The organism is Pseudomonas sp. EggHat1, assembly GCF_014892995.1.
Classification (GTDB): domain Bacteria; phylum Pseudomonadota; class Gammaproteobacteria; order Pseudomonadales; family Pseudomonadaceae; genus Aquipseudomonas; species Aquipseudomonas chaetocerotis.
The window spans coordinates 173,794-184,891 of the sequence record NZ_JACKQK010000006.1 but is presented as its reverse complement, the minus strand read 5'-3'; the positions used below and the strand labels follow the sequence as shown (position 1 = coordinate 184,891).

Sequence of the window (11,098 nt, the reverse complement as noted above, 5' to 3'; positions counted from 1 at the left end):
GAGGGTGGAGTTGCTTAACCAGTTGAAGCGCTTCTGGTTGGAACGCCGGCGTGAGGTGAACGATCGTTTCAAGCGCACTCTGCCCCTGGCCGACTACATCGTGGATCGCTGGGAAAAGGCCCGTGAGCTAGGTTTTGGCGAGGGCACCTCGATCTATGACAGCAGTCTGGTGTTTGGTGATGTCCGCGTGGGCGAGCACACCTGGATCGGGCCGTTCACCCTGCTGGATGGATCGGGCGGTGGCCTGGAGATTGGTTCGCACTGTTCGATCTCGGCCGGTGTGCAGATCTATACCCACGATACGGTGGAGCGCTCTCTGAGCGGTGGTAAGGCCCCGATAGTTACCGCGCCGACTCGCATCGGTTCCAACTGCTACATCGGCCCTAATAGCGTGATCGCTAAAGGTGTGACCATTGGCGATGGCGTGGTCATCGGTGCCAATAGCTTGGTGCTGAAAGATGTTCCGGCAGGCAGCAAGGCTTTTGGTACGCCCTGTCGGGTGGTGGGACGCTCTTGAGTTTTACTGGGCAAAAGATACCACGGGTATTTGTCGGGCCTGTAGAGATCGCAGGTATTGCAGGCGCTCTGGTGGAGGGCTTGCGTGCGTTGCATGTCGATGCACAGCTCATGCTCTCCATTGCCCATCCGTTCAAATATGGCGATGAATCCCGTTCGTGGTTGGTCAGGACATGGCAACGGATTGGAGCTGCCCGCAATGCGACAACGCGCGCTAACCTGCTGCGCAAATTGCTGCTGGTGGCTGCGCATGACCTGTGGGGGTGGCTCGTACTGCTGCGGGTTATTACCCGCTTTGATGCCTTCATCTTCATTTACGGCCAGACCATTACCAACTCGGCTTTTGAGCTCTGGTTGCTCAGGCGCCTGGGGCGAAAGATCGTGTTCGTTTACACCGGCAGCGATAGTCGGCCGCCCTATATGGATGGCGGCTGGTTTCCTGGCCGGGTGGCAGATGAACTGCCTTTACCTACAAGATTGCTGAGTACTGTCCGCCGCTGCAAGCGAAAGCTCCGTCTGCACGAGCGCTATGCCGACTATCTGGTTAATTCACCCGCAACGGCGCACTTTCATGAGCGTCCGTACATTAACTGGTTTGCCCTGGGCATTCCCAAGGCATTGCCTGTCTGCCCCGGGATTGCTCCGCAGCATGCTGGCAGGCCGGGCCCTGTAAGAGTGCTGCACGGGCCGTCGAACCCTCTGGTCAAGGGCACGGCCGAGATTCTTGAGGTGCTGGACCGGCTGCGGCGCAAAGGACATTCGATTGAATTGGTGAAAGTTCAGGGCATGCCGAACGAGGTCGTGCTGCAGGAACTGGCTCACTGCGACTTCGTTGTCGATCAGTTGTACGCGGACACACCTTTAGCGGCTCTTGCCACCGAAGCGGCTTTCTTTGGCAAGCCGGCCGTTGTCGGAGGTTACTTTGCCGGGGTGATCGACCAGTGTCTTGACTCAGTCGATGTTCCTCCCAGTCTGTTTGTTGCGCCGGATGATCTTGAAATGGCCATCGAGCGGTTGGTGGTGGACTCGGCGTTTCGTCTGCAGTTGGGTGAGCAGGCGCGACAGTTCGTTCTGTCTCGTTGGAGCCTGGCGGGCGTAGCGGGGCGCTATTTGCAGTTGCTGAATGACGATATTCCCGGCCAGTGGTGGTGTGATCCTGCTGCGGTGCGCTATCTAAGCGGATGCGGGCTACCACAGGGACGCAGCAGAAAGCTGGTGGCGTTGCTGCTTGAGCACTTCGGCGCGAGTGCCTTGCAGGTGCAGGACAAGCCCTGGCTGGAAAGTGCCCTGGTCGAGTTTGCCGGAGTGGACGAGGAGCAGGCAAATGCTTAAGGCTGTCCTGCGCGACAGTCTCGTCTATGGCCTGGCGTCGGTGCTGTCCAAGGGCCTGGCGATCTTCCTGCTGCCGCTCTACACCCGCGTGCTTTCACCGGGCGACTATGGCGCCTATGACCTGCTGATTACCATCGGGGCGCTGGCCAATCTGGTGGTGGCCCTGGAGATTACCCAGGGGCTGGCGCGCTATTGGGCCGATGCACCCGAGCCGGCTGCGCGCAAGCGCCTGGCCAGCACCAGCCTGTGGTTCAGCGTGCTGATGTATGGGGTGTTTCTGCTGATCGGCCTGCTGGCTGCGCCGCAGCTCAATGCGCTGGTCCTGGGGGATGCCCGGTATCTCGATGCGTTTCGCCTGGGGGTCGGCTTCATTGCGGTCAACGGCATCTATTACCTGCTGCTCAACCAGTTCCGCTGGGAGCTGCGCAGCAAGGCCTATGCACTGGCCAGCGTGGCTTATGCGGTGTTCACACTGCTGTTTGCCCTGGTCTTCTGCCTGTGGCTGGGCCTCGGGCTGGTCGGGGTGATGCTGGCCCAGCTAATAGCGGCGCTGCTGGCCGGCCTGCTGTGTTTGTGGCTACTACGGCGGACCTTCGGCTGGCTGTTCGATGCGGGCCAGCTGCGCGCCATGCTGCGCTTTTCGGCACCGTTGGTGCCGGCCGGCCTGGCGGTTTTCATCAGTCTGTATATCAACCGCTTTGCCCTCAATCACTTCGGCAGCCTGGAGGATGTGGGGCATTTCGGTATCGGTAGTCGTATCGCCGGCCTGGCGGCACTGCTGATCCTGGGGATTCAGGCGGCGCTGACGCCGTTGGTCTACCAGCACTATCGCGAGCCGCAGACGCCGGGCCAGATCGCTAGGCTGTTCAGCTGGTTCATGGCGGTGGCACTGGCCGGCTGCCTGTTCCTGGCGCTGTTCGCCCGCGAGCTGCTGATGCTGTTCGCCACCCCCGAGTTCATGGCCGGTGCGGCGCTGGTGGGTGTGTTGGCGCCGTCGCTGCTGCTCTCGCAGATGTACATCTTCGCGCCAGGCATCGCCATTGCGAAGAAGACCCACTGGCAGCTTTGGGTGACGCTGCTGTCGGCGATGGCCAGCGTGGCCGGTAACTGGCTGCTGGTACCGCTGTGGGGCATCTGGGGGGCGGCGCTAGCCACCTTGCTGGCATCCTCGCTGTTCTTCCTTTGCTGGCTGTCGCTCAGTCAACGTTTGTACAGGATTCCCTATGCCTGGCGGGCGTTGCTGCTGTCGAGCCTGGGTTTCGTGGTGTGCGCCGGGGCGGGCGTGCAGCTTGAGGCAATGGGTCTGGCGCTGCCTCTGACGCTTTTGCTCAAGGGCCTGCTGATGTGTGTGCTGCTGGGGTTGGTCGTGGTGTGCGGGCTGTTGCCCTTGGCGGACCTGCGGGCCGTGCTGCAGCAACTGAGACGTCGCGTGGGCGGCTCTGCTCGTGTGTGATTTGCAAGGCGGGATCGCCTTGTCTTTGGAGATTGGATAGTCATGTGCGGTATCACGGGGGGATGGTGGCCTGGCCGGCCGGCCACGCTGGATGAGAGGTTGGCCCAGGCGCTGGCGGCGATGCACAGGCGCGGCCCGGATGACCATGGCTACGAGCTGTACACAAGCCGGGGCGGGGTGACTGCGCTCGGGCATACACGGCTGTCGATCATCGATCTTTCTGCTGCAGGGCATCAGCCTATGCAGTCGCAAGACAAGGCCGTGTCGATCGTCTTCAACGGCGAGATCTACAACTACCGTGAGCTGCGCGCGGAGCTGGAGCCGCTGGGGCATCGCTTCGTCTCCGGTTCGGACACCGAGGTGCTACTGGCTGCCTGGCGTCAGTGGGGGCGCGCGTGCCTGCCGCGGCTGGTGGGCATGTTTGCCTTTGCGGTGTTCGACAGCGCGCGGGGTACCCTGACCTGCGTGCGCGATGCCTTTGGCGTCAAGCCGTTCTTCTACACCCGTGAGCAGGGCAGCTTTCTGTTCGCCTCCGAGGTGGCGGCGATCAAGGCGCTCAAGCAGGAGCGGGTGCAACTGGACTGGCAGCGCGCCTACGACTACCTGGTGCATGCCGACTACGACAGTGGCGCGCACAGCTTCCTCGATGGCGTGCTGCACCTGTTGCCCGGCCACCTGGTTGAGCTGGATCTGACTTCTGGTGCGCTGGGTGAGCCGCAGCGCTGGTGGACGCCAAGCATCGAGGAACGCAGCGACCTCAGCTTTGCCGATGCAACCGAGCAGTTGCGCGAGCGCTTCCTGGCCAGCGTGCGCCTGCATCTGCGCAGCGACGTGCCGTTGGGCGCGGCGCTGTCCGGTGGCATTGATTCATCGGCGGTGGTTTGCGCCATGCGCCATGTGGAGCCGGACCTGCCGATCAACACCTTCAGCTACATCGCCCATGGCAGCGCGATGTCCGAAGAGGTGTGGGTGGACCGGGTCAACCAGCATGTCGGGGCCAGGCCGCACAAGGTGAAGGTCAGCGGCGACGAACTGGCCCGAGATTTGGACGACATGATCGCCGCGCAGGGCGAGCCTTTCGGCAGTACCAGCATCTACGCTCAGTACCGAGTATTCCAACTGGCCCGCGAGCAGGGTGTGACCGTGACCCTGGACGGACAGGGCGCCGACGAGATGCTGGCCGGCTATAACGGTTATCCGGGGCAGCGCCTGCGCAGCCTGTTGGAAAAAGGCCGGCTGGCCGAAGCCTGGCACTTTCTCGACCAGTGGGCGCGCTGGCCGGGGCGCAGCCGTATGGGCGGAGCCAAGCGCGCGGCGGCGGAAATGAGTCAGGGCGCGCTCTACGATGTCCTGCGCCGGTTCAACGGTATGGACAGCCTGCCGCACTGGATTCGTTCGGCGTCGCTGGAGGAGCGCGGTATCATCCGTCGCTACCCGCGCCAGCGCGCTCAGGCCGGCAGTGCCGGGCGGCGGGTGATGGCCGAACTGGCCCTGTGCCTCACTCAGCGCGGGCTACCGGCGCTGCTACGCCATGGGGATCGCAACTCGATGCGTTTCTCGGTTGAGAGTCGTGTGCCATTTCTCACCCTGGACATGGTCGAGCTGGCGCTGTCGATGCCCGAGTCCTACCTGATTTCCCCGCAGGGCGAGACCAAGCACATTTTCCGCGCAGCCATGCGAGGAATAGTGCCGGATGATATTCTCGACCGCCGCGACAAAATCGGCTTCGCCACGCCCGAACAGGAATGGCTGTTGGGCATGGCCGGCCAGGTGCGCAGCTGGCTTGTCGAAGACCTGCAGCTACCGTTCCTCGATCAGACAGCCATGCTAGCCGAGTTCGACCGCGTGGTGGCGGGCCGGCAGGCGTTCTCCTGGCAGGTCTGGCGCTGGATCAATTTCTGTCGTTGGTATCGCACGTTCATGGACTAGGCCGTCCGATGGACGGCATCAATCCTTTTACCCTCGGTTGTTCATCAGTTAGGCGTGTGGCGTGAAGATCCTCATTATTTCCAGTTACTTTGGCCCGGAAACCTCCGTTGGCGTGCTCAGGGTCAACGCGTTCGCTAACCACTGGTCTCGCCAGGGGCATGACGTGCATGTGCTGACCATGCCTTTCACCGGGGAGCTACCTGCCGGACTCAGAGACAATCCGCGTATTCACGTACAGCAGATCGCCCCCTGGCTGATTCGCGGCGGCCAGGCAGGTGGTGTCCAAGGCTATTCCAAGGGGGTGAAGGGCTGGCGCCGGGCGCTGCTGTCCTTCCAGTACTGGCTCAAGCGCCGGCTGCTGAGCAATTACCTCGATCCGCGGGTGCTCTGGTGGCCGCGCGCGGCGCTGGTCGGGCGGAGCCTGCTGCGTGAACAGCACTTCGACCTGCTCTATTCGACGGTACCGTCGTACACCGCGCACTCTGCGGCGGCCTTGATCAAGCAGGCGAATCGACAGCTGTTCTGGGTCGCCGACTATCGCGATCTGTGGGCTGGCAACCCGATCTTTCCCGGCTGTGCACCGGTGCGGGCCTTCGAGCGCCGGCACGAGCGCACGGTACTGGCCCGCGCCGACCTTATCTGTTCGATCAATGCGCCGTTGCTGCAGGAGTTGCGTGAACTGCATGGTCCGCGCAACTACCTGGAACTGCCCAACGGCTTCGAGGATAACGAGGTTGAAGTGTTCCGCAACGCTGCTCGGGTCAGCCTGCCGGCGAAGGTGAACATCGTCTATGCCGGGAGCATCCTGCCGGGCCTGCAGAATCCAACCCCGTTGTTTTTGGCAATTCGTCAACTGGTGACTGAAGGGCTGCTGGCCGAGGGCGACCTGGCCGTCTCTTTCTATGGGGACTATGCCGCGCTGGACGACTTCCCAGTTGCCCGCGATCCGCTTGTGGCGCCTTTCGTGAGACTCGGCGGCAAGGTGCCTCGGCAGGAAATCCTGGCGGTACAGAAGAGCGCTGACTTCCTGCTTTTCCTCGGTTCGCAGCCAGTAGCTGATGGTGTCGGTTCGACCAAGGGGGTGGTCAGCGGCAAGATCTTCGAGTACCTGATATCTGGCACTGAGGTGCTGGCCGTGGGTGTTACCGACGACATGTTGGTAGCGGACATGCTGCGCCAAGCAGCTGTCGGCACCCATTATGCCGCTGACGTTGCGCGAATTAGGCAGCGCCTGCTTGCTGCCGTTCAGGGTGAAACGGCCAAGGTGCAACCGAATATGGACTACCTTGACCCGTTCAGACGCAGCGTCCAGGCTGCCGTGCTACTGGATCACGTGAGAACCCTCAAGGATGGCGATCGCCTATGAGGATTCTCGTACTGTCGCAGTACTTTTGGCCGGAAAGCTTCATCATCAACGACATCGTGCGCACGCTCGATGAGCAGGGCCACGAGGTGATAGTGGCCACCGGCAAGCCCAACTATCCCGACGGCAAGGTCTTCGATGGTTATCGTGCTGCGGGTACCCAGCGTGAACGGTACCTGGGGCGTATCGAGGTGCTGCGGGTGCCGCTGTGGCCGCGTGGGCAGGGGGGCGCGAAGAATCTGATCCTCAATTACCTGTCCTTTGTATTCAGCGGTCTGCTGTGTCTACCCTGGATGCTACGTGGTCGTGAGTTCGACGCCATCCTGGTATTCGCTCCATCACCGATCACCCAGGCGATCCCGGCGATCCTGCTCAAGTGGTTGAAGCGGGCGAAACTGGCGCTGTGGGTGCAGGACCTCTGGCCAGAAAGTCTTGCCGCCACCGGGTTCATCAGTAATCCTCGTGTGCTCAAGGCAGTAGGTTGGATGGTCAAGGCCATCTATCGCTGCTGCGACCTTCTGTTGGTGCAGTCCCGGGCTTTTGTCGAGCCGGTCGCCCGCTATGCGGAACGTCAGAAAATTATTTATTACCCCAATTCCATTGACGCCCAAGCCTCTCGCGTAGTCGGCATCCCAGAGGATTTGATCGAGACCCTGGATAATCACTTTTGCGTGACCTTTGCCGGCAATCTCGGGACGGCTCAGGCCCTGGAAACCCTGGTTCAAGCCGCTGTTCATCTGCGTGATGACCCATATATTCGCCTGGTGTTGGTGGGCAGCGGTAGTCGCTTGCCCTGGCTCCAGGCACAAAAGCAGGCCCACGGGCTGGATAATCTGATCCTTCCTGGGCGCTTCCCCATGGAGGCCATGCCATCGATCTTCGAGCGTTCATCCGCGCTGCTGGTTTCCCTTAATGCAGAACCCATATTTGCCCAGACCATACCCAGCAAGATTCAGGCTTATCTTGCTGCTGGTAGGCCTATAGTTGCAGCCCTTGATGGCGAGGGAGCGCGTGTCGTGCATGAGGCGAAAGCAGGGTTGGCATCTCCGGCCGGGCAGGTGCTGCCGCTAGTCGCGAACATTCGCAGCATGTTTGCTTTGAGTGCTGAAGCTCGCGCCGCAATGGGAGGCTCCGGGCAGGCATATTTTACTGAGCATTTTGAAATGCAAATGCAAACCCGCCGCCTCACGGAGTTACTAGAGCAGGCGTGTAAATAAATGACCTTGTACCTGTTTCCCGCAGCATTCATGGCCAACACATTTGCCATGATGTTGGTGATGATCGGCTTGAGTCTTTTGGGACGATCCGAGCTGGCGGCTGATTTCGGGATCGTTCACGGCGCTACTGTCGCCTTGTTTTATGCGTTCTCCGGTAATGCTCGTAGCTTGATTATCGGCGGTAGCCAGATTGGTGCTGTTGATATTCTGCGTTTTCGCAGCCTGATGCTGGCCCCGCTCTTTGTTCTGGCATTCGCGCTCAGTGTGGGGGTCGTGGACGTGCAATGGCCGATTGCCTTGCTGCTCGTGAGCCGCCGCGCTTGTGAGTGGCTCGCTGAGGTGTTTCTCAGTGAGCATGAGGTCAACAGGTCCGGCAACCTGGTGCTGCGGTTCTTCCTGACCCAGGGCGCATTAAGCCTGGGTCTGCTTCTGGCGTTGGGATTTGATGCGCCATTCTCGCTGGCCGTTTTGGCGGCCTGGGCATTCTCTCCTCTGCTCTGGAGTGTGCGTGGGAGCTTGCTTCATTCGGCGTGGAGTAGTCACCGCAATATGCTCATTGTGCGCAGCATGTTGCCGCACCTGGGCTCCACCGCAGTTATCGGTGTCTGCGTCTATGTATTTCGGCTATTCATTCTGCACCTGACTGGTAAACCGGTCGCCGGGGATTTGTTTGCCGCGTTTGCCCTCGGCGGCATTCTCGGGGCGGTCTTTTCGCAGGTCCTCGGGCCTACCCTGGTCAAAGCCGAGCGGGATGCTGGCGGCGCTCCTCTGTTGCCGACAGTGTTGACGATTGCCTGTGCACTGTCGTTGTCCGGAGGAATTGCGTTATCAGGTGTTGTGCTCGTATTCCCGGCCGCACTCGACTGGACAGGTAAAGGCAACCTGTTCTGGTTTGCCGTAGGTTGTTCGCTTATTGGTGGTGTGGTCATGGTATTGGCACAACGGATTCGCTTGCGGATTCTTCAGAATAGTGCCGGGCAGGATGTATTTGGTTCGGACATGCTCGCTAATGTGCTGCTGATCAGTTGCGTGCCATTTTTTTATTATGGTTTGGGTATCGAGTCGCTGGCCGCCCTGTACTTGTTGGGCGCGCTGCTCTCGCTGATTTTCTATGCCAGTGAGGCCAAGGGTTTGTTTATGGATAGGGAATTTATGTCACGAATCAATCACTGGGTATTGCCGGTACTCGCATTCTTGGTGTTTGTTCCGGTGTTCTTTCAGCTATCGAACGGTTTGTTTCGCGATATATCCGGCCAGTTCAATAGCGAGGGCAATTTGTCGTTGCTGCCTTTACCTCTGTCCATTGCTGCGTGTTGTGCCGGGATCGTTTTGTTGGGAGGGTATGCCCGGGCGCGGGGTACGCTGGTGGTGGTGTTCCTGACGTTCATGGGTATGTTGCTCAGTACGGTATTGCTTGCCTCGGAGCATGGTGCTTACGAACGAGCCAAGTTGATCCTATTGATCCAGTATATATTGCCGATGTTCGCGCTTGTCCTGGGGCAGCAGTTTGGTTGTCGTCGCGAGGCGTTGAATTATCTGGGGCTTGTGTTGTTCTGGATGTTACTGGTAATTATCCCCTTGCAGTTGGCCTTTACGCTTGGCTCTGGTTTGAGCTATCTGTCTCCTTCGGTTTTTTTATTCAGTATCTATCAGCATCTGCAGTATGTGCCGGTATTGTTTGTCGGGGGATTTTTGATTGCGCTGTTCGCTTTATGGGAGCGCCCGCGTATGCAGCCCTGGCTTCTGCTGCTTTCGCTGCTGATGGGGCTTTATGCAGCGCTTTCTTTGGCAATGCTTGCAATGGCCCTTCTATTGGTTGGTGCGGCCTGTTTTTCAGTGCGTTACCTGCGCGTCTCGTCGGGACGCTCGGCATGGGTGTTTGTACTGGTGTTGATAAGCCTGGTGCTCGGGTTTTACTACGTTGCGAACGCTCACGTTCTGGCGCAAAAATTCGGTGTTGACATAGAGAGCGGTGGACCGAAAAACCTGCAGGAACGTATCGTCTACTGGCGCTACTATCTGGCCGGGATCGGTGAGAGTGGTTACTCACTGCTGTTGGGGCATCTCAACGCCCCAGATCGCAACAGCTACCCCAGTGCCCATAATTATTATCTGGACTTCACCTATAACTTTGGCCTGTTGGCGCTTTTGCCGATACTGAGCCTGCTTGCATGGACGTTACACCGGCTCCTGCGTCATTTTGGAGTGCTATGGAATCACCCGGCTACATTGGGTGTTGCTGGTGTCGTAGTGTTTCTTTTGCTGGCAGACAACAGCCTCAAGGTCGGGATGCGTCAGCCATATCCCGGTATCATTACGTTCTTTCTATGGGGTGTGCTAGTAGCCTGGTTGTTCCGTCTGGATGCATCTGGCACGGATGCAGCAGAAATTGCCCCCACCAAAAACGGATAACACAAGCGATGAAGATTCTGGTTCTGGGCGTAACGGGTATGTTGGGGAGCGCGGTATTCCGGGTGTTCGCCCAGGAGGCTCAATATGAAACCTGGGGAACCCTACGCAACCGCTCGGGGCTTAAGTTCTTTGTAGAGGCCGATCAGGCGCGTTTGATGCCAGGGGTCGATGTGTTGGATCAGGACACGCTGATTGCCGTCCTGGGCAAGGTGCGGCCAGATGTAGTGATCAACTGCGTGGGCCTGATCAAGCAACTGGCTGATGCCAAGGACCCTCTCACGGCATTGCCCATAAACGCCATGCTGCCGCATCGTCTTTCTCGTCTCTGTGCGCTGGCCGGGGCGCGATTGATTCACGTAAGCACCGATTGTGTGTTTTCAGGCCGCAAGGGTGGCTATCTGGAAAGTGATCTTTCCGACGCCGAGGACCTGTACGGAAAATCCAAGTTCATCGGTGAGCTCAATGATCAGCCGCAGGCGATTACCTTGCGTACCTCTATCATTGGTCATGAGCTGAGTTCGAATTACGCGCTGATCGATTGGTTCCTTTCCCAGCAAGGGGCGGTGAAGGGTTTCTCACGGGCCATTTTCTCGGGGTTGCCGACGGTCGAGCTGGCTCGGGTAATGAAAGATTTTGTGGTGCCACACCCTGAGCTGAGCGGGTTGTATCATGTCGCCGCTGAGCCCATCGCCAAATTGGACCTGCTGCAGTTGGTGGCGGCGCAATATCGCAAGACAATCGAGATTCAACCCGACGACACACTGGTCATAGACCGTTCCCTGAACGGCTCACGTTTCTCCGCAGCTACAGGGTATCTGGCTCCGGCCTGGCCCGAGCTGATTCGTCGGATGCACGAGCAACGGTAACAAGGGCGTT

The 11,098-nt window shown here is 59.5% G+C and carries 8 protein-coding genes; all 8 read left to right on the top strand.

The window, feature by feature from the left end; translation table 11 throughout:
• Positions 1–4: 4 nt before the first annotated feature.
• The 8 genes from INS93_RS12290 to INS93_RS12255 all read left to right on the top strand — a co-directional run bounded on the left by INS93_RS12290 (position 5) and on the right by INS93_RS12255 (position 11,088).
• On the top strand, positions 5–517 hold the full coding sequence (locus INS93_RS12290; RefSeq protein WP_192982289.1) for an acyltransferase: 513 nt from the start codon (positions 5–7) through the stop codon (positions 515–517).
• Between the two features lie 80 nt (positions 518–597).
• Complete coding sequence (locus tag INS93_RS12285; RefSeq protein ID WP_192982287.1) at positions 598–1,848, top strand: glycosyltransferase; 1,251 nt, start codon at positions 598–600, stop codon at positions 1,846–1,848.
• A complete protein-coding gene (locus tag INS93_RS12280; protein WP_192982285.1) occupies positions 1,841–3,301 on the top strand; it encodes an oligosaccharide flippase family protein in 1,461 nt (486 codons plus the stop codon). The genes INS93_RS12285 and INS93_RS12280 overlap by 8 nt, the downstream gene beginning before the upstream one ends.
• A gap of 99 nt (positions 3,302–3,400) precedes the next feature.
• Positions 3,401–5,230 (top strand): asparagine synthase (glutamine-hydrolyzing), encoded by a 1,830-nt coding sequence (asnB, locus tag INS93_RS12275; protein ID WP_264294426.1) that lies wholly within the window; start codon positions 3,401–3,403, stop codon positions 5,228–5,230.
• Positions 5,231–5,291: 61 nt separating this feature from the next.
• A complete protein-coding gene (locus tag INS93_RS12270; protein WP_192982280.1) occupies positions 5,292–6,596 on the top strand; it encodes a glycosyltransferase in 1,305 nt (434 codons plus the stop codon).
• The gene (locus INS93_RS12265; protein WP_192982277.1) at positions 6,593–7,810 is read left to right on the top strand and encodes a glycosyltransferase family 4 protein; all 1,218 of its coding nucleotides are present in this window, start codon (positions 6,593–6,595) and stop codon (positions 7,808–7,810) included. Before INS93_RS12270 ends, INS93_RS12265 begins: the two co-directional genes overlap by 4 nt.
• Positions 7,811–10,222, top strand: coding sequence for a hypothetical protein (locus INS93_RS12260; RefSeq protein WP_192982275.1), 2,412 nt, complete (start codon positions 7,811–7,813; stop codon positions 10,220–10,222).
• Positions 10,223–10,230: 8 nt separating this feature from the next.
• Positions 10,231–11,088, top strand: coding sequence for a dTDP-4-dehydrorhamnose reductase family protein (locus tag INS93_RS12255; protein WP_192982271.1), 858 nt, complete (start codon positions 10,231–10,233; stop codon positions 11,086–11,088).
• The last annotated feature ends 10 nt before the right edge of the window (positions 11,089–11,098 follow it).

Coding starts and splice junctions, on each gene's coding strand:
- INS93_RS12280 (WP_192982285.1), top strand. CDS start 1,841: ATGCTTAAGGCTGTCCTGCGCGACAGTCTCGTCTATGGCCTGGCGTCG.
- INS93_RS12265 (WP_192982277.1), top strand. CDS start 6,593: ATGAGGATTCTCGTACTGTCGCAGTACTTTTGGCCGGAAAGCTTCATC.
- INS93_RS12260 (WP_192982275.1), top strand. CDS start 7,811: ATGACCTTGTACCTGTTTCCCGCAGCATTCATGGCCAACACATTTGCC.
- INS93_RS12255 (WP_192982271.1), top strand. CDS start 10,231: ATGAAGATTCTGGTTCTGGGCGTAACGGGTATGTTGGGGAGCGCGGTA.